This is a genomic window from Gemmatimonadota bacterium, from assembly GCA_041390125.1.
Lineage (GTDB): Bacteria > Gemmatimonadota > Gemmatimonadetes > Longimicrobiales > Gaopeijiaceae > JAGQIF01.
Window position 1 is genome coordinate 26,572 of record JAWKQN010000005.1, and the last position, 25,131, is coordinate 51,702.

The following is a 25,131-nucleotide window of genomic DNA, read 5'->3' on the forward strand; positions in this document are numbered from 1 at the left end:
CCGACGAGGGCGCCACTTCGACAGACCAAACCGTTCCGAGACAGGCCCGAACGTTCAGGCCCGGACGAGCCCCGCCTCGCGCCAGCACCCTCCGACCTCCGGGTCGGGGGGTGCGCTCGTTTCCGGTCGATGCATCCCGCCCCGGTCGACACTCTTCGCCGTCCGGGGCGGCAGTCGCTGCCGGTTCCTCGGGGCGGACGCGTAGCGCGCGCACCCGGGAAGCGACGCGGTTCGGGGCGTCTCATCCTTCATACGGTGAGCCGTGTAGCACGGCCCCCCTTTTGCTCGTGCGGGATCGATCGAGTCCCCCGCTCGCGAATCCCAGGTACCGCCAACCGGATGTCCATGAAGCCGACGAGCGCCACGACCCTCGCGGAACCGGCCCCGCCCCGGGCGCCGGCCCGGGAGATCCGGGTCCTCCTCCTGGATGATGCGGAGGCGACGCGTCGGGCCGGAGACCTCCTGGTGGCCGAGGGCTACCGGGTGGACGTGCTGGACCCGAGGCAGGGGACGGAGCCGCTCGACTCGCTCGAGTTGGGACCGGATCAAGCGGTGATCTGCGATGTCGATCACGCGGGCCGCCGCTCGGTCGACGTGGTGCGGTCGCTGCGCCGGCGCTCGCGAGGGACGCCCTTCATCCTCCTGTCCGCCCATCCTGCGGTCGGCACCGCCACCGAGATCTTCGATGACCGGGCGTACGTGTGCGTGCGCAAGCCGGTGGCCACGGACGACCTGCTCCGGGTGTTGCGGCGCTCCGCCCTGCAACAGCGCATGGTCCGGCTGCAGCGCGAGGCCCAACGCGATCTGGCGCCGGCGCAGTCGGATCTCTCCGCGAGGTTCCAGAACGCGCTCGCTTCCCTCTGGATCGCCTACCAGCCGATCATCGATCGCGGATGGCGCATCTGGGGGTACGAAGCGCTGCTGCGGACCGAGGAGCCGTCCCTGCGCAACCCGCCCGTCTTCCTGCAGGCCGCGCAGGATCTGGGCCGCGTGGCCGAGCTGGCGGAGCTGATCTGGGAGCGGGCGACCGAGCCGTTCCTGCGGTTCGAGCCCAAGGCGGCGCTCTTCATGAACATCGATCCCAACCAGCTCGAGATGGACGAGCTGTTCCCCGCCCACCACCCCGCACGGCGCATCGCGGACCGGGTCATCTTCGAGGTGCGGGGTCAGGCTTTCGACCTCGAGGACACGCTGGTGGCGGATCGGCTGGCGCAGCTACGCGCGCGGGGCTTCCGCATCGCCGTCGACGACCTGGGCGCCGGCTCTTCCGGGCTGGCTGCCATCGCGCAGATCGAACCGGATTTCGTGAAGCTGGATGGCGTGCTGGTCCGCGGGGTGGAGAACCACGACCGGCGTCAGCGTCTGATCGGCTCCATCTCCGGGCTGTGCTCCGACCTCGGGATCCAGTGCATCGCGTCGGGCGTGGAGACCCGCCGGGAGTTCGAATCCCTCACGCAGCTCGGCATCGGGATGTACCAGGGATTCTTCGTGGGCCGACCGATGCCGTGGGGTGCGCCGCAGAGCGGAGGCTGAGCCGGCCTCTCCTCCGGGCCCGGCCGCGCGAGCAGCGTCAGGGCACGCGTTCCACCACCAGCATCGCGCGCACGCGCACGCCGTCTCCCGTCGCGGGCATGACCTCCTGCACGCGGAGCGTTCCCCGCAGGACGTTCCCCACGCCGTCCCCCCCGCTGAACCGATCGAGCTGCAGCGAGCGCTCGACGCCGAGCTCCTCGTAGGCGAACGCCGCCGTCGTGGACGCATCGATGCGGAGGCCCGAGCGCACGAACCACGGGTCGAGCCGGATGGTCACGCAGCCGAGGCACGTGCTGTCCGCGGGCACGTCGAGACGCACGCTCAACTCCGTGGGCCGGGGTCCGAACGGGCCCGCGGCGTCCATGCCCTCGACCGATCCCCGCCACGTGCCGAGCCAGTCCGCGGCGATCCGCTCGGGTTCGGACACGGGAGGTGCCAGAAGCGACGGTGCCCGGGGCTCGGCGCACGCGGCCAGGAGGCCGAGCAGGACGACTCCGATCCCGAGGTGCATGCGCATGCCTCCAAGCTGGGCCCCGGCGGCCGGGTCGCAAGCCGCCCCGGGTGGCGGCCGGGGACGGGAGGTGGAGCGGTTCTTGTAGGGGCCGCCCCCGGCTCCTGGAGCGCGATCGCGGGGTAGGGGCCGCACAGCCGTCCGTCCCACGCCGTCCGGGCCGTCATGAAAAGCCTCCTCATCTGCCACAAGGGTGCACCGCTGGACCAGGTGGTGCTGGCCCGCTGGCTGGCGTCGTCCACCGAGCTGGTGGGCATCGTCGAGCTGGACGAGACCCGCGCCCGTCTGGCCAAGCGCGTGCGACGCGAGGTCAAGCGGGTGGGCTGGCTGCGGTTCCTGGACGTGACCGCGTTCCGGATCTGGTATCGGATGGCCCACGCGGCCCGTGACCGCGCCTGGGAGGCCCGTACGGTGGAGCGGTTCGCCGCCCGGTATCCGGATCTCCCGGGGGACCTGCCCCGGCTCGAGACGCACTCACCCAACACGCCCGAAGCGCGTGCCTTCATCGAGCGGCTGGCGCCGGACGTGATGATCGCGCGCTGCAAGCAGCTCCTGAAGCGCGAGATCTTCCAGATCCCGACCCACGGCACCTACGTGATGCATCCGGGTGTGTGTCCGGAGTACCGCAACGCGCACGGCTGCTTCTGGGCCCTGGCCAACGGAGACCGCGACAAGGTGGGGATGACCCTGCTGCGCATCGACGAGGGCGTCGACACCGGCCCGGTCTACGGCTACTTCAGCTACGACATCGACGAAGTGCGCGAGACGCACTTCGTGATCCAGTCGCGCGTGGTCCTCGACAACCTCGATCGCATCGCCGAGACGTTCCGCGCCATCGCCGCCGGGACGGCCTCGACCATCGACACGACGGGGCGGCCGTCCGGGACGTGGGGCCAGCCGTGGCTGACGCGCTGGTGGGCCTGGAAGCGCGAGGCCCGGCGGCGCGCATGAACGTCACCACGCTGCTCTACCACGACGTCGTGCAGCCCGGGGCCTGGAGCTCGTCCGGCTTCGAGGGGCCGGGCGCCGACGCGTACAAGCTCGAGGTGCCCGACTTCCTGCGGCAGCTCGACCGCATCGCGCAGGCGGTGGAGGGTCCGGCGGTCCCGATCGGCGCCGCGCTGGCGGTGCAGGGCGCGGAACCGTGGACGTTCACCGTCGACGACGGGGGGGTCACGTCGGCCACCGAGATCGCGCCCGCGCTCGAGGCGCGTGGGTGGGTGGGCCACTTCTTCGTGACCACCGGACGCATCGGCACGCCCGGCTTCGTGAGCGAGGCGCAGATCCGCGCCCTGGACCAGGCCGGGCACGTGGTGGGATCCCATACGGTCACCCACCCGACCCGGATGGCACGCGTGCCCTATCCGCGGATGGTGGAGGAGTGGACCCGGAGCCGGCAGCGGCTGGAGGACATCTTGCAGAAGTCCGTCCGGGTGGCCTCGGTTCCCGGCGGCTACTACGCGCCCCCGGTGGCGCGGGCCGCCGCGGAGGCCGGCCTGGAGATCCTCTACACGTCGGAGCCGGTGCGCGGCGTGGAAACGGTGGCGGGATGTACCGTTGTGGGACGCTATTGCGTCAAGCTGGGCACGTCGGACGACGAGGTGGTCGGCCTGGCGACCGGTCGTGGGAGCTTCCGCCTGCGCCAGTGGGCCCACTGGAACACGAAGAAGGTGGCGAAGGTGATCGGGGGTCCGCTCTACCTCAGCGCGCAGCGCTTCCTGCAGGCGCGCTCCCGCTGAACGCGGCCGAACCCCACCGCGGCCGGCCGGACCGGTGCGCCGGTCCGGATGGGTGGGATGGACGCGCCCGCCTAGACCGGGTGCGAGAAGTAGGGGTTGGCCCCGCTGGAGTGGTCGGTGGCGTCGTGCACGGCGGTGATCTCGGGGATCTCCTCCCGGAGCATGCGCTCCACACCTTGCCGCAGGGTCATGCGCGACATGGCGCACCCCTGACACCCGCCTGTCATCTCGATGTACACGTCGGTGCCGTCCACGCCGACCAGCTCGATGGCACCCCCGTGGGCCGCGACGGCGGGATTGATCCGCTCGTCCAGCATCGCGCGCACGCGGTCGGCGACGGGCCCCGTGGCGCTGGGGCCGCTCCCGGCGCGCGGCGCGGGGCGGACCTCGAAGCCCGCCTCGTTGACGCGCTCCACGTAGTCGACCTCCGCACCCTCCAGCGCGTCGACCGACGCGGCGTCGACCACCACCTGGAAGCCGCCCATGTCGAAGGTGCGGTCCTGCTGCGCCACTTCGTCGCGGCCCACGAGGGTGAGCTCGAAGCGGGGCTCGGCGGCCTCTCCGGTCATGTGGACGCGGAGCACCTCCAGGCTGTCGCCCTCTCCCATGAAGGCGAGGACGGCGTCGCGGGCGCGGTCGGTGAACGTGAGCATCAAGCCTCTCCGTGCGGGGTTCGGACTGCATACCCCCGGACGGCCCCGACAGGGTCCCTCCGGAAGGGCCGGACGGAGGCGTGCCGATGAGCACGGACGCCGTCTCGCCCGTCCCCTCCTCGCTGCGGCCCGACACGCCCGCCGCGGCCTGGCCTCCGGTCCTGGTGACGGGCGCGGAGAGCCGACCCGGCCTGCTCGTGGTGCGCGGGCTCGGCCGCGCCGGCATCCCCGTCCTGGCCGCGGGCTCCGGCCCGCGTCCGCTCGGCTTCGCGTCGCGGTATGCCCGCGTGCGGCAGGCGGTCCCATCGGCCGCCGCCGATCCCGACGGGTTCGTGGACGCGGTGGTGGACCTGGCCCGGCGCGAGGGCGCGGGCCTGATCATGCCCGCCACCGAATCCTCGCTCGTGGCGCTCGACGCCCGCCGGGACGACGTGGACGCCGCCGCCCCGCTGGCGGCCGCGCCCTCCCCCGCGGTGCGCACCAGCCTGGACAAGCGCGCCATGCTGCCGCTCGCGGCCGAGCTGGGCCTCGACGTCCCGCGCACCGCCCGGGGTGCGAGCGCGGCCGAGCTGCTGGAGCGCACGGCGGACTTCGTGTTCCCTCTCGCGATCAAGCCGTTCGGGCCGGGCGTGCTGGTGGAGGCGCAGACCGGTCGCTCGATGGACCTCAAGGTCACGTTCGCCGACGATCGCGCCGCGCTGGCGCGCATCCTGGGCGAGTGGGAGGACCGCGCCGCCGGGCTGATCGTGCAGGAGTACGTCCAGGGCCTCGGCGTGGGCGTGGAGGGGGTCTACGACCGTGGGCGACGGGTGGCGCTGCTCGCGTACGACCGCGTGCGGGAGAACCCGGTCACGGGAGGCGTGGCCACGATCCGCCGCAGCATCGCGCTCCCGGCGGACCTGGCGGCGGGCACCGATCGGCTGCTGGCCCGCCTCGGATGGCACGGGGTGGGGATGACGGAGTGGAAGCGGCGCCCGGACGGGAGCTACGTCTTCATGGAGTTGAACGGCCGCTTCTCCGCCGGGGGGGCCGTCACCATGGACTCCGGCTTCAACTTCCCGCATCTCGTGGCCGCGCTCTTCCTGGGCCGGCCGCTCCCGTCGTTTCCGCCCTACGCGCTCGGGGTGACGGAGCGATGGCTGATCGGGGATCTGCAGGCGCTCGAGCGCTACGCGGTCGCCCGCCTCGAAGGACCGGGCTCCTCCGTCGCCACCCGTCTGCCCCCGGCGCGCCGCGTGCTGACGGACTTCGTGCGCGACTTCCGGCCGGGGGTGGGGCTGGACGAGGTGAAGGGGGACGACCTGCGGCCGCTCGTGCCCTGGCTCCTCGACGTGGCATCCCAGGCCGGACGCAGCGCCGTGCGGCTCGCGAAAGCGCTGCTGCGGCCCTGGGTGCGGCGGGGTCGTTCGCTCTTGCAGAGGAAATAGATCCGGGCTATTCTTTCTCATGACCATCTCCTCCGCCACACCGCGTGAACGGCCGGATCCCGCACGGGTGCTGTCGCGGGCGGTGGTGGCGGCGGCAGACCGGTTGGGGGTGCGTGCGCGGACGCTGGCGCAGGTACTCGGCACCAGCGAAGCCACCGTATCCCGCCTGCGCCACGGCCGCTCGTTGGACCCGGCCAGCAAGCCGGGGGAGCTGGCGCTGCTGTTCGTGCGGCTCTTCCGCAGCCTGGACGCCCTGGTGGGGGGCGGGGACACGGACGCGCGCGCCTGGTTGGAGGCCCCCAACCACCACCTGGGGGGAATCCCCGCCGAGCGCATCCGTACCGTGGAGGGGCTGGTCGATGTCGTCCGATATCTGGACGCGATGCGCGGGCGCAACTAGGCTCGCCGCCCTCGACGCCTCCCCCTGGCGGGTGGTGGAGGCACAGCATCTCGTCTCCACCCGGAAGCTCGTCGACTCCGCCGCCGAGCAGGAGGTGCTCGAAGACCTCCTGGACGGCGCCAAGCCTCCCGATCCGGCGGCCGGGCGCCGGCACTACCTGCTCTCGACGCCGTTCCGCTACCCCCCGCTGCCGTGGGGCTCGCGCTTCGGCGGGCGCCAGGAGCGCGGCATCTGGTACGGGGCCGACACGGTGCGCACGGCGCTGGCCGAGACCGCCTACTACCGGCTCCTCTTCCTCGAGGGTACCGCGGCGGACCTGCCCGCCCTGTCGAGCGAGCACACCGTCTTCCGGGTCGGGCTGCGCACGGACCGCGGCGTCGATCTGACGCGGCCGCCGTTCGACCGCCACCGGGACGTGCTGGCATCCCCGGTCGACTACACGGCCACGCAGGCGCTGGGGAGCGCGATGCGCGCGGACGGCGTGGAGGTCGCCCGCTACCGGTCGGCGCGCGACGTGGAGGGCGGAACCGCCCTGGCCGTCTTCACCCCGTCGGTGTTCGGACGCCATCGCCCGCGGGAGTTCGAGTCGTGGTACGTCACCAGCACGCGCGCAGCGGTGGAGATGCTGCGCCGTGACTTCTTCCGGAGGGACGTGCTCCGCTTCCCGCGTGCCGACTTCCTCGTGGACGGCGCGCTTCCCCGCCCGGCGTCATGACCGCCTGCGGCCGCCGGGACCGTCCGGTCCCGCGCCGTCGCGACGGACGGGCCCCTCCACACGCGCCGGGCCGGCACCGGGTCCGCTGCAGACGCGCCCGGTTGCTCCGGCCCCCGGGCCGTTCCTAGCTTGCTGGCCCTTCCGGGCGCCCCGATCCGCATCCCCGGTCCGTCCCCTGCCGCAGCGAGCGTCATGGCGAATGCCGACGTGATGGACAAGCTGGTGTCCCTGGCCAAGCGCCGGGGCTTCGTATTCCAGTCCTCCGAGATCTACGGAGGCGCTGGCTCCGTCTGGGACTACGGACCGCTGGGCGTCGAGCTCAAGCGCAACGTGAAGGACGCCTGGTGGGCCGCGATGGTGCTCCAGCGCGACGACATCGAGGGCCTCGATGCCGGCATCCTGATGCATCCACGCGTCTGGGAGGCGTCCGGCCACGTCTCCGGCTTCACGGACCCGCTGGTCGAGTGCAAGACCTGCAAGCGACGCTTCCGCCAGGACCAGTTGGAGTCCGCCGAATGCGGACAGAAGCCGAGCAAGCGACCGGGAGAAGCGGAGGCGTGCGCGCTCGGGGAGCCCCGGCTCTTCAACCTCATGTTCAAGACGTTCATGGGGCCGGTGGAGGAAGATGCCGCCACCGTGTACCTGCGCCCGGAGACCGCCCAGGGCAGCTACGTCAATTTCCTCAACGTGCAGACCGCGGCCCGCCAGCGCGTGCCCTTCGGCATCGCCCAGATCGGCAAGGCGTTCCGCAACGAGATCACGCCGGGCAACTTCATCTTCCGCTCGCGTGAGTTCGAGCAGATGGAGATGCAGTTCTTCGTCGAGCCCGGCAGCGACGAGGAGTGGTTCGAGTACTGGCGTGCCCAGCGTCTGGCGTGGCACCACGCGCTGGGGATCCGTCCGGAGAAGCTGCGCTTCCATCCGCATGGGCCGAACGAGCTGGCGCACTACGCCAAGCAGGCGGAGGACATCGAGTACGAGTTCCCCTTCGGATGGAAGGAATTCGAAGGGATCCACAACCGCTCCGACTACGACCTCTCCCGCCACCAGGAGTACTCGAAGAAGCGGTTGGAGTACGTCGAGTCCGACACCGGCAAGCGCTTCATCCCGTACGTCATCGAGACGGCGGTCGGCGTCGACCGCACCGTCCTCGTGGTGCTCGCGGACGCCTACCGCGAGGAGACCGTGGAGGGGGAGGAGCGCGTCGTCCTGGCGTTGCATCCGCGGCTGGCGCCCCTCAAGGCGGCCGTGCTGCCACTGGTCAAGAAGGATGGGCTGCCGGAGATCGCGGACGCACTGCACCGCGAGCTGCGCGCGGCGTCGCTGCCGTCCTTCTTCGACGCGGCCGGCTCCATCGGTCGCCGGTACCGCCGCCAGGACGAGGCGGGCACTCCGTGGTGCATCACGGTGGACGGGCAGACCGCCGAGGACGACACGGTCACCGTCCGCGACCGCGACAGCCTCGAGCAGGTCCGCATCCCTCTCCGCGGAGTGCTGCCCTGGATGCAGGAGCGGCTGTCGGCGCGGTGAGCCGCGTGCGCGCGCACCGGCGTGGGTGCGGTCGAGGCGCGACCCTGTGGGCGCTCCTGCTGACCCCGACGGCGCTGTGCGCGCAGGTCGCGCCCGGAGGGAGCGGCGCGCCGCTCGCGCAACGCGCGCAGGCGGAGTACCGCGCCCGCATCCTGGAGCAGATCCAGGAGCGCCTCGACGATTGGCGCGAGGCCTGGAACACCGACGACGCCGAAACGCTGACGGAGTTCTACGCGGAGGACGCCGTGCTGCGTCCTCCGCGCAGCGGGGCCCTGCGAGGCCGCGCGCTCATCGGCCGCTTCCTGACGCAGGCGCTCCCCCTGGCCGGCGAGATCCGCACGGGCCTCTACGATCTCGAAGGATCCGGTCGGTTGGCCTACATCGCGGGGACGTGGGAGCACGACCAGGACGGACGGACCTGGCACGGGGACTACGTGCTCGTGCTCGAGGCCGGGCGCGTGTGGCGCATCCGCGCCCAGCTCTTCTACACGCGCCCGGAGGCCGAGGCGCCGGGGCTGCCCGCGCTCGGTCAGGGAGGCAGCGAGTTCAACGCGGTGAATCTCTCCCGGGAGGAACCGGAGGTGCAGCAGCTCCTCGACCGGATGGCGGGCGCCTGGCTCGCGGGAGACACGGTCCGTCTCGGGGGTCTGTGGCGTGACGACATCGTGTTCGGCACGCGGGACGGTCGGCGCGCCACCGGGCGGGCGGCCGCGCTGGCGCTCTGGCAGGAGCAGCGCCAGCCCGACGAAGGCGTACAGGACATCGTCATCGACGCGCAGCGCAGCGAGCGCTTCGCCTACGTCTTCGCGCAGACCGTCGTGAGCTGGACGGAGGACGGGCTGCGACGCACGCGCTCGGTTCCGGTGGTGCAGATCCTCTACCGCGAAGGCGACCGGTGGGGTCTGCGCGCCTACCTGCCGCTCGACTGAGCCACGCCGCCATGGACGACCTCGCACGCCTGACGCGCTGGATGGTGTACCAGCACTTCGCGCAGACCGGCACGGCTCCGCCGTTCGACCGGCTCGTGCGGTTGGTGGACCGACCCGCCGACGAGGTGCGGGCGGCCCTGGGCCGGTTGGACCAGGCCCACCAGGTCGTGCTGGCGAGCGACGGCGAGTCCATCCACATGGCGCACCCGTTCGCTGGCTACGCATCCGGGGTGACCGTCGACGCGGGGGGGACCCGATACGCCGCCAACTGCATCTGGGACGGGCTGGCCCTGCCCGCCCTCCTCGGCCGGGACGCGGTCGTGGAGGCCGAAGCGGTGCGGGGGGCACCCTTCCGTTTCCAGATCCGGGACGGCGTCCTGGCGTCGACGGTGTCGTGGATCCACCTGCAGGTGCCGGCCGCGCGTTTCTGGGACGACATCGGCTACACCTGAAGCACCATCCGCGTCTTCCGGTCGGAAGCCGAGATCGAACGCTGGTGCACGCTGCAGGGCACCGTGCCGGGAGCGCGCGTGCCCACAGAGCGCTTCTGGCCGCTGGCCCGGGTCTGGTACGTCGGGCGGCTGGACCTCGACTACACCCCTCGCTCGCGGGAGGCGCAACAAGCCCTGCTCGCCGAGCACGGCTTCACCGGTCCGTTCTGGGCCCTGGACGGCGGGGACGCACCAACCCCCTGAGGCTCAGGTGCGGATCAGCACCTCGGTGAGCGGGCGCCGGGGGGTGGCGGGGCCGGGTGGCCCGTAGCCCGCCCGCAGGAGCAGCTGCGCCGCACCCGTCGCGCCCACCAGCGAGGTCAGCGTGGGGCGCAATCGCGGCACCTCGATGGGCTGATTGAGGAAGGAGGCCACCGCGCCCTCCGCGGTCAGCCGCAGGAGGACATGGGCGAGCGCCTGACCCGCCGCCAACCAGCTGCAGCGGCCGTCCAGCGCCGTTCCCAGGACCAGCAACGCCGGTGAGCTCTCCGCGAGCTCGAGATCGCGCGCGGCGTGGCCTTTGCCGAGATCGAAGGTCCGGACGACCATCGGTCCCACCCGGGCGGCGACGTCCGACAGACCCAGCGCGTAGCCGGGGATGCCGTCCCGACGCTCGGGGTGGTTGGGGCGCAGCCAACGCGCCAACTCGTGGCGGAAGCCCGGGTCGGCCGATTGCGCCTTGTCCCCCCAGGCGACGAGCCGAGCGACCGCGCGGCGGCGCTCGATCTCCTCGACGACCTCCAGCCAGGCGCCCTCCGCGCGGGCCGCGGCCCGGAGTCGCCCCACGAGCTCCGGATCGAGCGCACGCGGCTCGAAGCCGATCCGCGCCGTGTGCCGCCGGGGGATGGAGGGCAGCAGGGCCGCCAACGCCGGATCCGGCGGGCCGGGAGCGAGCTCCACGCGCGCCAGGAGCGTGGGATCCTTGGGCGCGGGGAACGGCACGACGCGCGCGGTCCAGCCGAAGCGGGCGGCGGCGACCCTCAGGTGGAAGATCGCGGCACCGCAACTGACGATCAGCTCGCGCTCGTCGGGGTCGACCACCGGCAGGGCCCGCGCCGGGTCGGAGAAGACATCGACGCCCGCGTCGTGCACACCGAAGCGCCAGGGCTGGGTGTTGTGGCTCGAGGGCGCCAGGATCGCGTAGCGCAGAAGGAAACGGAGCCTGTCCTCCGCAGGCCCCGATGCGGGCCAGGCCGCTTCCTGCACCGTCCAGGGGTCCTCGTCGGGCCCGAAGGAGCCGGCTCGCGGATGCCGCGCCCGAACGGCGCGATCCTGTTGGGGGTCGAAGGGTCGCATGGCACTCCTCCTGCCTGGAAGCCACCCCCCCAAGAGTGGGACGTGCGGACGCTCCCGTCCGTCAGGAGCCGGGCGCGAGCGTGCGTGGGAAGATCTCCGGCATTCCACGGCCCCGCGGGAGCGGGGAGGGTCTCCGACGGAGGTACCGTCAGCGACCTCCTCCGCGGATCCGGGCCAGGTCGTCCAGGCGGCCCTGCGCTTCGTAGACGCCGACCAGCCGCTCGCGCACGGCGTCCGTGCGACCGTCCTCGGCGCCGAACGCCTCGGTGAGCGTCGCGAGGGCGGCTTCCAGGGGGGCCACGGCCTCCGCGCTCCGCCCCAGCTCCATCAACGCGGCTCCCAGCGACGACTGCACGCTGGCCACGAAGGGATGCGAGGGGCCCACGGCCGCTTCGGCGACCGCGAGCGCATCCCGCAGCAGCGGCTCGGCGGCGCGGGACCGCCCGGTACGCACCAGCAGCTCGCCGTAGGCGGCGATGGGACGGGCGCGGAACGCATTGTCCTCCGGAAGCGAGCGCTCCACGATCCCGACGGCCTCCCGGTAGAGCGGCTCGGCCGCGTCATAGCGGGCGTTGCGGGTGTACAGGTTGGCCAGGTTGGTGATGTCGTAGGCCAGGTTGGGATGGTCGGCACCGAGGAAGGGCCGCTCCATGGCGATGGCGCGGCGATAGGTCTCCTCCGCCTCGTCCACCTCGCCCTTCTGCTCGAGCAGGGACGCCAGCGAGACGAGTGTGGCCGCTTCGGCCGGCGTCTGCGTTCCCCCCCGCGTGGAGATCAGGGCCAACGCCTCCCGATAGGACGCCTCCGCTTCCTCGAGCTCGCGTCGGCCTTGCAAGGTGGTGCCCAGGTTGTGGAGCGCCGTGGGGAGGTCGTTGGGCTCGTTGCGCGCCTCCCGCGCCCGGGAGATGGCCACGGCCTCCCGCTCCGCCGCCAGCGCCCGCTCCGGCTCGCCCTGGAGCTGCCAGAGCTGCCCCAGGTTCAGCAGGGTCATCGCGACCGCGTGGGCCTCGTCGCCTTCGTTGAGGCGGTGCAGCTCGTGCGCGCGCTGCACCAGCTCCGTGGCGCGTTCGTACTGGCCCAGCTCCTGGAGGGCCTTGCCCACGTTGTTGACGGCTTCGGCGAACAGGTTGTGCCGCTCCCCCTGCACGTCGGCCCGCAGTGCCATGGCTCGCTCCCAGACCACGAGCGCGCTGTCGTACTGGCCCGACTCGTAGTACAGACTGCCCAGGTCGGTCAGGGAGGAGGCCACCTCTGCGCTGCGCTCCCCCGCGAAGCGGCGCCGGAGCACGAGGGCGGAGTCCCACAGGATACGCGCTCGCTCGAGGTTGCCCAGCCCCTCCTCGGCGGTGCCGATGGTGGAGAGGAACGAGGCCAGGATCAGCGGTTCGTCGGGCAGTTCGGCCCCGGCGCGCTCGGCGCCGCGGCGCAGCAGCTCCTGCGCCGTGACATTGCCCCCCGTGCCGGACGCGTACTCGATGTCGGCCAGCTCGAAGACGCCCGTCATGAAATCCGACACGCGTTGGGCGCGCGCCGCCTCCAGTTGCGCCCGGTCGCGCTCCTGCTGGAGCCTACGGCCGGAGAAGCCGATCACTCCGGCGAGGAGCATCACGCCCGCCACGGTCGCGCCGAGCGCGCCCCTGTTGCGGGACACGAACTTGCGCGCGCGATAGCGCACCGTGCTGGGGCGGGCGCGAACGGGCCGTAGCTCCAGATAGGCCTGCACGTCGGCAGCCAGCGCCTCCACGGAGGAATAGCGGCGCTGCGGCTCCTTGCGCAGCGCCATGAGGACGATGTTGTCCAGATCCCCGCTGAGCGTACGGGCCAGGCGGAACGGGACCGTCCCCCGCACCTCGCTGACCGTCTCCGGGGTCGCGGCGGTGTGGCCCTCGCTCTCCCGGGGCGCGGTGCGCAGCACGGCCGTGCTGGGGCGGGCCGGGAGCTCGTCGCACACGACGCGTTGCACGTCCGCCGGGGCGAGTGATCCCACCCGTTGCGGCGCCTGCCCGGTGAGCAGCTCGTACAGCAGCAGTCCGAGGGCGTAGACGTCGGTGGCGGTGGTCGTGGGTTCGCCCCGCACCTGCTCCGGCGCCGCGTACGCGGGGGTCATGAGGTAGGCGACCGTGCGCGTCAGCTCCGCGTCCGCCTCTGCGGTGCGCAGGAGGTCGGCCACGCCGAAGTCCAGCAGCTTGGGCGTACCGTCCTCGGTGACGAGCACGTTGCCGGGCTTCAGGTCGCGGTGCACCACCAGACGTTGATGAGCGTGCGCGACGGCGTCACATACCCGCAGGAACAGCCGCAGCCGGCTCTCGACGGAGAGGTGGCGCCCGTCGCAGTAGACGTCGATCGGTACGCCGTCCACGTGCTCCATCACCAGCCAGGGGAGGCCGTCTTCGGTCGTGCCCCCGTCCAGGAGGCGGGCCACGTTGGGGTGGTCCAGGTCCGCCAGGATCTGCCGCTCGGACCGGAACCGGCGCACGAGCGCCACGCCCCCCGCACCCGGACGGATCAGCTTGACCGCCACCCGGCGGTGGAACTCGTCGTCGTCGCGCTCGGCCAGCCATACGCTTCCCATGCCGCCCTCGCCGAGCGGCTCCAGCAGCCGGTAGGGTCCCACGCGGTCGGGGCGGGCCCACCCGCGGGTGACATCCTCCACGCCTGCGTGGATGGCCCGCTCCCAGGCTCCGTCCGCCCGCCGCGCCGACGTGAGCAGGGCGCGGACGTCGGCCGCGAGCGCCTCGTCTCCGGCGCATGCGCCGTCCACGAACGCCTCGCGCTCCGAGGGAGGGAGCGCTTCGGCGGCGAGGAACACCTCTTCGAGGCGTTGGAAGTGGGGGCGCTCGCTCATGGGATCGGGGGTCGGGGGCACGAACGGCTGCGGCAGTATGGGACCGGGCGGGAGGCCGTACCAGTCAGCGCCGGCCCAGCACGGTGCCGCTGGCGTCGCGCACCAGCACCTCCAGGCCGAGCGCGTCCCGGAGAGCCTCCGGAGCCGGCTCACCGGGCCGCACGGGGTTGAGGACGAGCACGGCGCCTGGGGCCTGCGCGAAGACCTCGGCCAGGTCGGCGAGCGAGCCGGGTGCCCGGTAGGACGGCAGACGGCGCGCCGGTCTCCCGGCCTGGAAGAACAGGAGCTCGGGTTCGTTGGAGAACAACCGGAGGGAGGGCTCGGCACCGCGCGCCCACTCCAGCACGGCCGAGCCCGACCAGAAGGCGGACGTGTAGAACGCTCCGCCCGCGCGCAGGGAGATCAGGCCGGTGCGGATGGCCAGGAAGGACGAGGCCGCCCAGACGAGCGCGAGCAGGGCGAGCGCGCCGCGCAACGGGGCGCGCCACGTCGGCCAGGCGCCCGCCAGCGCGGCCGTGCCTCCCAGCGTCAGCGTGTACAGCACCGGGGCCAGCATGCGCCCGTCCAGCGGGATCAACGGGTCGGCCCACACACGCGCAAGGGCGACCACCGCGCCCAGGGCGCCCGCGAGGGTCAGGGTGGCCGCGACGAGCGGTCGCTCCGGCCCGCGTCTCCGAACGCCGCGGAGCAGCAGCAACCCCAGGAGCAGTGTCGCGAGCGTGGCCAGCCCGGTCCACACCGCGCCCGAACCCCAGGGCGTCCACCCGTCGCGGACGAGCGCGGCCAGACGGGCGCCGAGCGCGTCTCCCGGACCGTACCAGCGGAAGGTCCGCACCGCGGCCTCCGCATCGACGGAGCGCCAGCGCAGGACGGCCAGGACGAACGCGGTCGGTCCCAGGCCCGCCAGGAGACGGCGCACGCGCTCCCGGGTGGAGCCCGGCTCGACCAGCGCCCACAGCGCGACCACCCCGGCCAGGGCGATGCCCAGGTAGCGCACCAGGAAGCCGGCGGCGGCGACCCCGCCCTGCAGCGCCCAGGCCTGGGGACGCCGCAGGCGTAGCCACAGCAGCGCCCCCAGGAGGGCCATGAAGACGGGCTCGCTCCAGATGGACGTGTGCAGGCGGACCAGCGGCGCGCTGAGGCAGAGCAGAAGCGCGCCCACCGCCCCCCAGGCCGGTCCAACGGTGCCGATGAGCAGCCCCGTCGCCAGCCCGACGGCGCCGGCCGCCCCGAGCGCGAGCCACAGGACCGCGCTCTGGACGGGCGTGAGTCCCGCGGCCACGCCGCCGGCGATGAGGACCGGGAAGCCGGGCGGATAGTGGGACAGCGGGGCCCGGGGGCCCGGAGCGTCCCAGGCCGGGAACGGTGTGGTCAGCCCCTCCCCCTCGGCGAGCGCCAGCGCGGCCGTCAGGTACGACAGCGCGTCCGAGTGGGGCGCCGGCAGGACGGGCACCGCGTTGATGGCGATCACACCCGCGAACGCGACCAGGGCCGCCAGGGGCGCGAGGGCGCGCCTCGCGCTGCGGACACGTCCGGGGGACGACGGAGAGTCGGGCATGGCGCTTCGGCTTTGCAGAGGGCGTGCCGGCGGTGAAGTTGGACGACCCGAATGCCGCGTTCCAGCCCGCCGGAGGCACGCGAGCCGAGATGAAGTACGACGCCTTCGCCCGCGCCGCCGAGCGCGCGTTCGAGGAGATCCCGCCTGCCTACCGCGAGGGCGTGGACGGGCTGACGGTCTCCCGCTCCGCGCACGCGCACCCGGAGCGTGCGGGCGTCTGGACCCTGGGCGAGTGCGTCACCGAGAGCTATCCCTCCGACTTCGGGAGCGCGGAGACCGTGCGCTCGGTGGTCGTGCTCTATTGGGGGTCCTTCCGGAACCTGGCGCGCGAGGATCCGGATTTCGATTGGGACGCCGAGCTGTGGGAGACGCTGACGCACGAGCTCAAGCACCACCTGGAGTCCCTGGCGGCCGACGATGGGTTGGAAGGCGTCGACTACGCGATGGACGAGCATTTCGCCCGGCTGGACGGCGAATCCTTCGATCCCTGGTACTACCGCCGGGGCGAGCCTGTCCCGGGCGGCGGCTTCCGTTTCGAGGACCATCTGTTCTGGGAGCGGGAGTGGAAGGAGGCGCCGCCGGCCCGCGTGCAGATCGACGTGGGAGGCCGCCCGCGCCTCGTACCGGTTCCGGAGGACCTCGCGGACGTGCACTTTCTGGTCGTCGAGGACGCGCCGGCCGACGGCCCCGAGATCGAGGTGGTGCTGGTCCGGCGCGTGGGTCTGCGCGAGCGCGTGGGTCGGGCACTGAAGGGCGGGAGTGTGAGCCTCGGCGAGACCCTGGTGCGCATGGAAGGGGAGGGGGAGCGGGAGTGAGCGGACGGTTCCACGACGGATGGCTGCGCCGCACGCCGGCCGAGCTGCTGGTCCCGGTGCAGGAGGACGTGCGCGAGCGCTTCGCGCGGATCCGCTCCGAGGCCGAGCAGACCGGCGTCGCTCCCACCGATCCGCTGCGCTTCCCGGCGCTGGACGCCGTCCAGCGCCTGCTGGAAGACCTGCAGCCGGCCGGAGCCGCTCCCGAGAGCGCCTATGTGTACGGTGTGCTGACCTGGTACTGCTTCCGCGCCTGGGCCGAGTCCGCCGGCCCGCTCCTGCTGACCGAGGCGGGGGCCCGGGCCCTGGTGGCCCGGACCACCCCCGTGGGCGCCGCTCCGCCGCCCAGCCCGGCCGGCTACGTCCAGCTGCCTCGCCACCTCTTCTGGGTGCGGCCCGACGTGGACGAGCCGGCCGAACCGGTCGACGGGCTGTACTGGGAGGTCCGCGCGGGCGAGCTGGGCGCCCTGATCGTGTCGGGGCTGCGGGAGGACCGCCCGGGCCTGGGCGTGGTGGTGGCACCCCCGGTGGCGCTCCCCGACCTCGCGGCCGCGTCGGGCGCGGAGGTCCGCCCGGATGGGCCGGCCTTCGTGAGCGCGCTCCCCGGTGGGGCCGACAGCGGCCTGCTGTCGCTCGAGACCGCGGGCGAGGTGTACGCGCTCCTGGCTCGCCTGTTCGCGCACCTCACCGAACGGCCGGAAGACCTGTCCGCCCGAATCGAGCCCGCGACGCAGGAGGCCCCGCCCGCGTCGCGCTTCCCCTACCGGCGCCTCACCGCGCCGGCTCCTCCGGAGCGCTGATCCCCGATGCCCCGCGAATCCAGGAAGGCCCTCCGCGAGCGCGCGGCCACCCTCTACGAGCTGCTGCAGGCGCAGTATCCCGATGCGCACTGCGCGCTCGACCATCGCAACGCCTACGAGCTGGCCGCGGCCACGATCCTGTCGGCGCAATGCACGGATGAGCGGGTCAACCAGGTGACGCCCGCCCTCTTCGCGCGCTATCCCGCCGTGGACGACCTGGCCGCCGCGCGTCCCGAGGAGCTCGAGGAGATCATCCGCTCCACGGGCTTCTTCCGGAACAAGGCCAAGAACCTCATCGGCATGGCGAGCGCGGTGGTGGAGCGGCACGGAGGTGCGCTGCCACGGGAGATGGATGCGCTGACGACGCTGCCCGGCATCGGACGCAAGACCGCCAACGTGATCCTCGGGAACGCATTCGGGATCGACGAGGGCGTGGTCGTGGACACCCACGTGGGTCGGCTCTCCGGACGGCTGCGCCTGACCCGCCATACCGATCCGGTCAAGATCGAGCGCGACCTCATGGATCTCTTCCCGCGGGAGCGGTGGACGATGCTCGCCCACCTGCTGATCTTCCACGGCCGCCAGGTGTGCGTGGCGCGCACCCCGCGCTGTCGCGAGTGCGTGGTTGCGCACCTGTGCCCCTCCGCCCGACTCTGACCGGCGCCGCCCCTGGACGCCGCGGTGTGCGTCCGACCCGCGGGAGCCTCGAACCCGAGAAGACGACGACGCATGCCGACGCGTGAGGAAGCGCTCCGACTCATGGAGTCCTGGGTGGACGACCCCGGGCTGCGGAAGCACATGCTGGCCGTGGAGGCCGCCGTGCGGCACTACGCCCGGAGCTATGGTGCCGACGAGGAGCTGTGGGGCCTGGCGGGCCTGCTGCACGACCTCGACTGGGAGAAGCACCCGGACGAACACCCGCACGTGGGGGTGGCCAAGCTGCGCGAGGACGGCTACCCCGATGAGGTGATCGACGCCGTGCTGGCGCATGCCTGGCCCGACCGCTCCGACGTCGAGCCGGTCACGGACCTGCAGAAGGTGCTGTGCGCGTGTGACGAGCTGTCCGGGTTGGTGTATGCCTGCTGTCTGGTGCGGCCCAACGGCATCGACGACCTGGAGCCGAAGTCCGTGGTCAAGAAGCTCAAGGACAAGGCGTTCGCGGCCGGCGTCAGCCGCGAGGAGGTGGCGCGCGGGATCGAGCGCCTGGGGGTGGAGCGGACCCAGCACATCCAGAACGTGATCGACGGGCTGCGCGGTGCCGCCGCGACCCTGGAGATCCGGGCGCAGGATCGGGCGCGCCCGTAGGGGACACGCCCCATCGCGAGCGTCGCTCCCCGACGATGCGGAACCTCCCGGGGCCCCGGCGCCTAGCAGGAGCGGTCCGCCTGCGTCCGCTGGTCGCGGCTCGCGCCGGGAGCCGTCTCCGGGCGCGAAGCCCCACACCCTCAACGATCCGACGACCCGTGCGCCACCGCCCGCTCGCCCCGTTGATCGGCCTCCTGGCCTCGCTGGGGGCCACCGCCCTCGGCGCCCAGGACGTCGAGCTGCTCGGCCGGGTGCACGGGACCCGCCCGCCGGAAGGCTACTTCGCGCGCCGGGCCGTCGATCCCGACGCCTTCGAGTTCGGGCGGGCGCTCCGACGCCGGACCGCGGCCGTGCGCCCGGGGGGTGGACGTCTCGAGGCCGCCCTCACACCCCTGGGCCCGCGGGAGGCCCGCGTCCGCGGGGTGTTCACCTTCCCGGTGATCCTGGGCCTCTTCTCCGACACCCAGGGCCAGGGCCCCTTCGCGCCCGCCGACATCCAGGCCGCGTTCTTCGACGGGCCCACCCCGACCGGCACCATCACCGAGCTCTATCGCGAGATGTCCGGTGGCCTCGTCGAGGTGCGGGGACGGACCCTCCCCTGGCAGCGGAGCGCGCTCACGCAGGCCCAGGTGGCGGGCAACTCCAGCGGGCTCGGCTTCGGCGCGCGGGTCGGCAGCTTCATCGCGGAGGTGGTGGCCGCGCTGGACGCGGGTGGCAGCGTGGATTGGGGCGCGTTCGACAACGACGGACCCGACGGCGTGCCCAACTCCGGCGACGACGACGGGTTCGTGGACGTGCTGACCGTGATGCATCCCACGGCGGGCGCGGAGTGCAGCGGCAACGAGCGCTCCGACCGGGTGTGGTCGCATCGGTGGACGCTGACCGCCTGGGGCGTGGGCCCGCTGGTGACGTCCACGCCGTCGGCCTCGGGCGGGTCCATCCGGGTGGACGACTACACCATCCAGCCCGTGCTCGACTGCGAGGGGACCGGGCTCAACCAGATCGGTGTGTATGCCCACGAGCTGGGCCACGGGTTCGGGCTGCCCGACCTGTACGCCGTGGGGGGGCTGGGCCATGCGGGGATCGGGCAATGGGGTCTGATGGGCTCCGGCGCCTGGGGCTGTCCCGGACCGTACAACCCGGCCCGGCCCTGTCACATGAGCGCCTGGTCCAAGGTGGTGCTGGGGTGGATCGATCCCGAGGACGTGCCGCTGGGCGCCGACCTGGGCACCCGCACCCTGCCGCCGGTGGTGACCAGCCGGACCGTGTTGCGCGTTCCGTCGGGAGACGGGAGCGGCACGTACCTCCTGCTGGAGAACCGCCAGCCGGTCGGCTTCGACGACAACCTCACGCGCGGCGGCCTGCTGGTGTGGGAGGTCGATCCGACCGAGGTGGCGGCGCGCTGGCCCACCAACACCGTGAACACCTTCGCCGATCGCCCCGGCGTGCGGCTGTTGGAGGCGGACGGGCGCAGCGACCTCCTGCGTCCGAACGGAGGACGGGGAGACGCAGGGGATCCCTGGCCCGGCAGCGAGCTGCGCACGGGACTGCACGCGGGCTCGACGCCCGCGACGCGGACGCGCGGCGGGGAGCCGATGGGCATCACGCTCGTCGACATCGAGGAGGCGGGCAGCCTCGTGCGCTTCCGGCTCTACACCCGCTACCAGACGATCCGCCTCCGCACCGAGGGGGCGACGGGCGGAGCGGGCCTCGTGCGGGTGGACGGCGCCCAGACGGCCGCCGGTCCGGTCACGGTCCGCTCGGCACCTTTCCAGGCGCACGCGTTCGAGGCCGCACCGGGCGAGCCGGTCTCACCCGGTGTCCGCACCGGCTTCCTCGGTTGGGACGACGGCGCCGACCGGGTGCGCTCGTTCGTCACGGGCCTTGCGGATACGGTGCTCACCGCCCGATACGGGGGCACCGAGTACGAGGTGGCGATCACCGAGGTGAGCGCCCAGCCCTCGGTCGACCCGGCCGACATCCGCGTCACACCCGGCACGGCGGACGGGTGGGCCGCGGCCGGCAGTGACGTCGCGATCGAGGCGCTCCCGCGCACGGGCTTCACCTTCCGGGAGTGGGGGGGCGCGCTGGCCGGATCCCCGAACCCGCTGCTGCGGCGCATGGACGCTCCGCTGGCGGGGGAGGCGATCTTCGACGTCACCTTCGCGGCGGCCGATCCGGGGGCTCCGGTCGCGCTCACCGCGGCGCGCGCCGCCGAGGTCCGCGTCGAGGCCACGAACGCCAACCTGCCCGTGACGTGGAGCTTGGTCACCGGCGCGCTGCCCAGCGGTCTGGTGCTCGATCCCGCCGGCGCGCTGCGGGGCGCGCCGCTTGCCACCGGGCGCTTTCCCGTGGTCCTGCGCGTGCGGGACGCGATCGGCCTCGAGGGCACGCTGGCCCTGGAGCTGGACGTGGGTGCGCCGGTGCTGGGCCTGTCCCTGCTGGCCGCGCCGTTCCTGGAATCGGGCACGGGACCCGACGTGCTCGAGGCGGCCTTCCTGGACCGCGTCGGCAATCGCAATGGCGGGTACGATCTGGGCGACCTGCGCGCCTGGGTCGGCGCCCACCCGGAGCTGCCGCTCACGTCGGAGGAGCGCGCGCTGGTGCGCGTGCTGGCGGGCACGGTGACGCTGCCCGGGGGGAGCCGATGAGAAGGCGGGCCCTGTGGCTCGGTCTGGTCCTGGCGTTGACGGCCACGGGGGCCTGCGGCGACGGGGACGACGGTCCGGGCGCGCTCCTGGTCACCGTCGAGATGCCGGCCGGGCGGGTCGGCGCCGCCGTGCTGGAGCTCACCGGTGAGGGACTGCTCGGGGTGGAGGGCACCGGGTCGGCGCGGGCCATCGGACGCACGACGGCGAGCGGCGCGCTGCGCATCGTCGTCGCGGCCATCGGAGCCCAGCCGCCGGTGGTCCGCGTGCCCGTGGTCAACCGCAACGCGGCCCTGCCGGTGGCCGTGGTGTTGCAGGCCAGCGATGCCTCCGACCTGCCGCTGAGCGGGGTCGGGCAGGTCCAGGTCCGCATCGAGCCGGAGGGCTGACGCCGCCCTGTCGCGGCGCGGGTCTTCGGAGGGGCTCCGCGTCGGCTCCCCCGTGACCGGTCACGAACGGTGGACCGCCTTGCCCGGCTCGTCCCCCCGGTTACCTTATGCCGGCCTTCCACCGTCCCCTCCGCTCCGAGGCGACCGTCCGCGAGGATCCCGGCCCCGGGACCCGCACGCCGGTCCGCCGCGCGCACGGCCGGGAGCGGGCGCGGACGGGCCACCGTCCACCGCCGGCCTCCGCGGCCGGCCAGTCGCACGAGGAACGTGCCCAAACGCACCGACCTGGAGTCGATCCTCATCCTGGGATCCGGGCCGATCATCATCGGCCAGGCATGCGAGTTCGACTATTCCGGCACCCAGGCCGTCCGCGCGTTGAAGGAGGAGGGCTACCGCACCATCCTCATCAACTCCAATCCAGCCACCATCATGACCGATCCCGACCTCGCGGATCGGACCTACATCGAGCCGTTGACGCTCGAGTGGGTGCAGCGCGTGATCGAACGGGAGAAGCCCGATGCGCTGCTCCCGACGATGGGCGGGCAGACGGCGCTCAACCTGGCGATCCAGTTGCACGAGAGCGGCTTCCTGGAGGAGCACGGCGTCGAGCTCATCGGGGCCAACGCGCGCTCCATCGCCATGGCCGAGGATCGCGAACAGTTCGCGGAGGCGATGGCGCGCATCGGGCTGGCGCTTCCGCACGGCGGCTTCGCCCAGACGGTGGAGGAGGCGCGTGCCATCGTCGAGAACACGGGCTACCCCGCCATCATCCGCCCCAGCTTCACGCTCGGGGGCACCGGCGGCGGCATCGCCTACAACGTCGAGGAGTTCGACGCGGCCGTGCGCCGCGGGCTCGATGCGTCTCCGATCACCGAGGTCCTGGTGGATCGCAGCGTGATCGGTTGGAAGGAGTACGAGCTGGAGGTCGTCCGGGACGGCGCGGACAACGTCATCATCATCTGCTCCATCGAGAACATCGACCCCATGGGCGTGCACACCGGTGACTCCGTCACGGTGGCTCCGGCGCAGACGCTCACGGACGTCGAATACCAGAAGATGCGCAACGCCGCCATCGCCATCATCCGCGAGATCGGCGTGGAGGCCGGCGGCTGCAACATCCAGTTCGCGGTGGATCCGCGCACGGGCGAGATGCTCATCGTGGAGATGAATCCGCGCGTGTCCCGCTCCAGCGCCCTGGCGTCCAAGGCCACCGGATTCCCGATCGCGCGTGTGGGTGCCAAGCTGGCCGTCGGCTACCTGCTGCACGAACTGCCCAACGACATCACCAGGATCACGCCCGCGTCGTTCGAGCCGGTGCTCGACTACACGGTCGTGAAGTTCCCCCGCTTCGCCTTCGAGAAGTTCGCGGAGGTCAACCCCACGCTCGGCGTGCAGATGAAGTCCGTGGGGGAGACCATGGCCATCGGCCGCACCTTCAAGGCGGCGTGGCAGAAGGGTTTGCGCGGCCTGGAGGTGGGACGGCCGGGTTGGACGATCGGTCGCACGCTCAAGGACGACGCGCTCACGGCGGACGATCCGGACTCGCTGCTGGCGGCGCTGCGGCGCCCCACCGCGGAGCGGCCGTTCCAGATCAAGCGTGCGTTCCTGGCCGGGATCTCCGCGGAGGAGATCGCCGATGCCACGAAGTTCGATCCCTGGTTCGTGGATCAGCTCGAGGAGCTGGTGGAGCTCGAGCGCTGGTACGTCGCGCTGGAGGAGCCGACGGCCGCGGACCTGCGGCGCATGAAGCGCAACGGGTTCTCCGACCGGCAGCTGGCGGACCTGCGCGGGGAGACCGAGAAGGCGGTGCGCGAGCGGCGGCACGCCTGGGGGATCCGTCCCACGTACAACGTGGTGGACACGTGCGCCGGGGAGTTCCCGGCGCAGACGCCCTACTACTACTCGTCCTACGAGGACGAGGACGAAGCGCAGCCCAGCGATCGGAAGAAGATCGTCATCCTGGGCAGCGGACCGAACCGGATCGGACAGGGGATCGAGTTCGACTATTGTTGCGTCCAGGCCGTGCTCGCGCTCTCCGAGGCCGGGTACGAGACCATCATGGTCAACTCCAACCCGGAGACGGTCTCCACGGACTTCGACGTCAGCGACAAGCTCTACTTCGAGCCGCTGACCCTCGAGGACGTGGTGGAGATCATCGACCGCGAGAAGCCGCTGGGCGTCATCGTGCAGCTGGGTGGGCAGACCCCGCTCAACCTGGCGGAGGCGCTGGGCGAGCTGGGGGTGCCCATCCTGGGGACGTCGGTGGACGCCATCGACCGCTCCGAGGACCGCGAGCGCTTCGAGAAGGTCTGCCGCATCATCGGAGCCACGGTGCCGGACAACGGCATCGCCACCAACGTCGAGGACGCCGTGCGGGTGGCCGCCGGCATCGGCTTCCCCGTCCTGGTCCGTCCCAGCTACGTGCTCGGCGGGCGGGCGATGCAGATCGTCTACGACGAGCCTTCCCTGCGCGGCTACTTCGAGGAGGCGGTGCGCGCCTCGCCCGACCACCCGGTCCTGATCGACCGCTTCATCGAGGACGCGTTCGAGGCGGATGTGGACGCGCTCTCCGACGGAACGGACGTGGTCATCGCGGGCGTGATGCATCACATCGAGAACGCCGGGGTGCACTCCGGCGACTCCGCGTGCGTGCTCCCGCCCCTGGGTCTGGATCCGGCCGTGGCGCAGGAGATCCGCTCGCTCACCCGCAAGTTCGCGCTCGAGCTCGGCGTGGTGGGCCTGATCAACGTCCAGTACGCGATCCGCGACGGGCGCGTCTACGTGCTCGAGGTCAACCCGCGTGCGTCGCGCACGGTCCCGTTCGTGAGCAAGGCCACCGGCATCCCCTTCGCACGGCTGGCGGCGCGCGTCATGGCGGGTGAGCGCATCGCGGACCTCGGAATTCCGGAGAACCCGCGCGTCGGAGGCGTGGCCGTGAAGGAGGCGGTGCTCCCCTTCGCGCGCTTCGAGGTGGACATCATCCTGGGGCCGGAGATGCGCTCCACGGGTGAGGTGATGGGCTTCGACGACACGTTCGGGATGGCCTTCGCCAAGGCGCAGGCGTCCGCCTACAACGAGCTGCCCATCCAGCCCCCGGCCACGTTGATCGTCACGGTCAACGACCTGGACAAGCCCACGGTGCTGCCGCTCATCCGGAAGTACCACGAGATCGGCTTCCGCGTGCTGGCCACGGCGGGTACCCAGGGCTTCCTGGTGGAGAACGGGGTCCCGGCCGAGATCGTGTACAAGGTGGGCGAGGATCGGCCCAACATGGTGGATCTCATCGTGAGCGGGGACGTGCACCTGCTGATCAACACACCGCTCGGTCGGAAGTCCCAGTACGACGATTACGCCCTGCGTCGGGCCGCCATCACGTACAAGGTGCCGTACCTGACCACCATGGCCTCGGCCAAGGCGGCGCTGGACGCCCTGGTGGCGCTGCGCGGGGACCGGCACCACGTGCGCACCGTCCAGGAGCGCATCGCCGACGTGCGGCAGGCCACCCCGGCCTGACCCCCGTGACGGACGGCCCGGCCGGCAGCGGAGGGGA

Annotated in this window: 22 protein-coding genes; 17 read left to right on the forward strand and 5 right to left on the reverse strand. The window is 72.5% G+C overall.

The window, feature by feature from the left end:
* Positions 1-345: 345 nt before the first annotated feature.
* Positions 346-1,533 (forward strand): EAL domain-containing protein, encoded by a 1,188-nt coding sequence (locus R3E98_05100; GenBank protein ID MEZ4422762.1) that lies wholly within the window; start codon positions 346-348, stop codon positions 1,531-1,533.
* Positions 1,534-1,570: 37 nt separating this feature from the next.
* Here R3E98_05100 and R3E98_05105 read toward each other — a convergent pair whose 3' ends face one another.
* Positions 1,571-2,050, reverse strand: a complete 480-nt coding sequence (locus R3E98_05105) for a hypothetical protein (GenBank protein MEZ4422763.1) — start codon at positions 2,048-2,050, stop codon at positions 1,571-1,573.
* Between the two features lie 159 nt (positions 2,051-2,209).
* Here R3E98_05105 and R3E98_05110 point away from each other — a divergent pair, with 159 nt between their 5' ends.
* The gene (locus R3E98_05110; protein ID MEZ4422764.1) at positions 2,210-2,995 is read left to right on the forward strand and encodes a formyltransferase family protein; all 786 of its coding nucleotides are present in this window, start codon (positions 2,210-2,212) and stop codon (positions 2,993-2,995) included.
* Positions 2,944-3,783: a polysaccharide deacetylase family protein gene (locus R3E98_05115; protein MEZ4422765.1), complete on the forward strand. Its 840-nt coding sequence runs from the start codon at positions 2,944-2,946 to the stop codon at positions 3,781-3,783. The genes R3E98_05110 and R3E98_05115 overlap by 52 nt, the downstream gene beginning before the upstream one ends.
* Before the next feature lie 71 nt (positions 3,784-3,854).
* Here R3E98_05115 and R3E98_05120 read toward each other — a convergent pair whose 3' ends face one another.
* Entirely contained in the window at positions 3,855-4,436 is a 582-nt protein-coding gene (locus tag R3E98_05120; GenBank protein ID MEZ4422766.1) for a NifU family protein, read from the reverse strand.
* Between the two features lie 86 nt (positions 4,437-4,522).
* On the opposite strand from R3E98_05120, the gene R3E98_05125 reads away from it, so the two are divergent.
* From R3E98_05125 to R3E98_05155, 7 genes are all read left to right on the forward strand, one after another.
* Positions 4,523-5,863, forward strand: coding sequence for an ATP-grasp domain-containing protein (locus R3E98_05125; GenBank protein MEZ4422767.1), 1,341 nt, complete (start codon positions 4,523-4,525; stop codon positions 5,861-5,863).
* 19 nt (positions 5,864-5,882) lie between these two features.
* Positions 5,883-6,263 (forward strand): MbcA/ParS/Xre antitoxin family protein, encoded by a 381-nt coding sequence (locus R3E98_05130; GenBank protein MEZ4422768.1) that lies wholly within the window; start codon positions 5,883-5,885, stop codon positions 6,261-6,263.
* Entirely contained in the window at positions 6,223-6,978 is a 756-nt protein-coding gene (locus tag R3E98_05135; protein MEZ4422769.1) for an RES family NAD+ phosphorylase, read from the forward strand. Before R3E98_05130 ends, R3E98_05135 begins: the two co-directional genes overlap by 41 nt.
* A gap of 192 nt (positions 6,979-7,170) precedes the next feature.
* A complete protein-coding gene (locus R3E98_05140; GenBank protein MEZ4422770.1) occupies positions 7,171-8,508 on the forward strand; it encodes a glycine--tRNA ligase in 1,338 nt (445 codons plus the stop codon).
* The gene (locus tag R3E98_05145) at positions 8,505-9,437 is read left to right on the forward strand and encodes a nuclear transport factor 2 family protein (GenBank protein MEZ4422771.1); all 933 of its coding nucleotides are present in this window, start codon (positions 8,505-8,507) and stop codon (positions 9,435-9,437) included. Before R3E98_05140 ends, R3E98_05145 begins: the two co-directional genes overlap by 4 nt.
* Before the next feature lie 11 nt (positions 9,438-9,448).
* The gene (gene merB, locus R3E98_05150; GenBank protein MEZ4422772.1) at positions 9,449-9,889 is read left to right on the forward strand and encodes an organomercurial lyase; all 441 of its coding nucleotides are present in this window, start codon (positions 9,449-9,451) and stop codon (positions 9,887-9,889) included.
* 78 nt (positions 9,890-9,967) lie between these two features.
* The gene (locus R3E98_05155) at positions 9,968-10,132 is read left to right on the forward strand and encodes a hypothetical protein (protein MEZ4422773.1); all 165 of its coding nucleotides are present in this window, start codon (positions 9,968-9,970) and stop codon (positions 10,130-10,132) included.
* Positions 10,133-10,135: 3 nt separating this feature from the next.
* Here R3E98_05155 and R3E98_05160 read toward each other — a convergent pair whose 3' ends face one another.
* From R3E98_05160 to R3E98_05170, 3 genes are all read right to left on the reverse strand, one after another.
* A complete protein-coding gene (locus R3E98_05160; GenBank protein ID MEZ4422774.1) occupies positions 10,136-11,224 on the reverse strand; it encodes a nitroreductase in 1,089 nt (362 codons plus the stop codon).
* A 148-nt stretch (positions 11,225-11,372) separates the two neighbouring features.
* Positions 11,373-14,069 (reverse strand): tetratricopeptide repeat protein, encoded by a 2,697-nt coding sequence (locus tag R3E98_05165; GenBank protein MEZ4422775.1) that lies wholly within the window; start codon positions 14,067-14,069, stop codon positions 11,373-11,375.
* A gap of 64 nt (positions 14,070-14,133) precedes the next feature.
* Positions 14,134-15,627: a hypothetical protein gene (locus tag R3E98_05170; GenBank protein MEZ4422776.1), complete on the reverse strand. Its 1,494-nt coding sequence runs from the start codon at positions 15,625-15,627 to the stop codon at positions 14,134-14,136.
* A 23-nt stretch (positions 15,628-15,650) separates the two neighbouring features.
* On the opposite strand from R3E98_05170, the gene R3E98_05175 reads away from it, so the two are divergent.
* From R3E98_05175 to carB, 7 genes are all read left to right on the forward strand, one after another.
* Positions 15,651-16,442, forward strand: a complete 792-nt coding sequence (locus R3E98_05175; protein ID MEZ4422777.1) for a metallopeptidase family protein — start codon at positions 15,651-15,653, stop codon at positions 16,440-16,442.
* On the forward strand, positions 16,439-17,239 hold the full coding sequence (locus R3E98_05180) for a hypothetical protein (protein MEZ4422778.1): 801 nt from the start codon (positions 16,439-16,441) through the stop codon (positions 17,237-17,239). Before R3E98_05175 ends, R3E98_05180 begins: the two co-directional genes overlap by 4 nt.
* A gap of 6 nt (positions 17,240-17,245) precedes the next feature.
* Positions 17,246-17,896: an endonuclease III gene (gene nth, locus R3E98_05185; protein ID MEZ4422779.1), complete on the forward strand. Its 651-nt coding sequence runs from the start codon at positions 17,246-17,248 to the stop codon at positions 17,894-17,896.
* A gap of 72 nt (positions 17,897-17,968) precedes the next feature.
* Positions 17,969-18,544 (forward strand): HDIG domain-containing protein, encoded by a 576-nt coding sequence (locus R3E98_05190; protein ID MEZ4422780.1) that lies wholly within the window; start codon positions 17,969-17,971, stop codon positions 18,542-18,544.
* Between the two features lie 158 nt (positions 18,545-18,702).
* Positions 18,703-21,195, forward strand: coding sequence for a M6 family metalloprotease domain-containing protein (locus tag R3E98_05195; protein MEZ4422781.1), 2,493 nt, complete (start codon positions 18,703-18,705; stop codon positions 21,193-21,195).
* Entirely contained in the window at positions 21,192-21,581 is a 390-nt protein-coding gene (locus tag R3E98_05200; GenBank protein ID MEZ4422782.1) for a hypothetical protein, read from the forward strand. Before R3E98_05195 ends, R3E98_05200 begins: the two co-directional genes overlap by 4 nt.
* A 267-nt stretch (positions 21,582-21,848) precedes the next feature.
* The gene (gene carB, locus R3E98_05205) at positions 21,849-25,094 is read left to right on the forward strand and encodes a carbamoyl-phosphate synthase large subunit (protein ID MEZ4422783.1); all 3,246 of its coding nucleotides are present in this window, start codon (positions 21,849-21,851) and stop codon (positions 25,092-25,094) included.
* Positions 25,095-25,131: the final 37 nt, after the last annotated feature.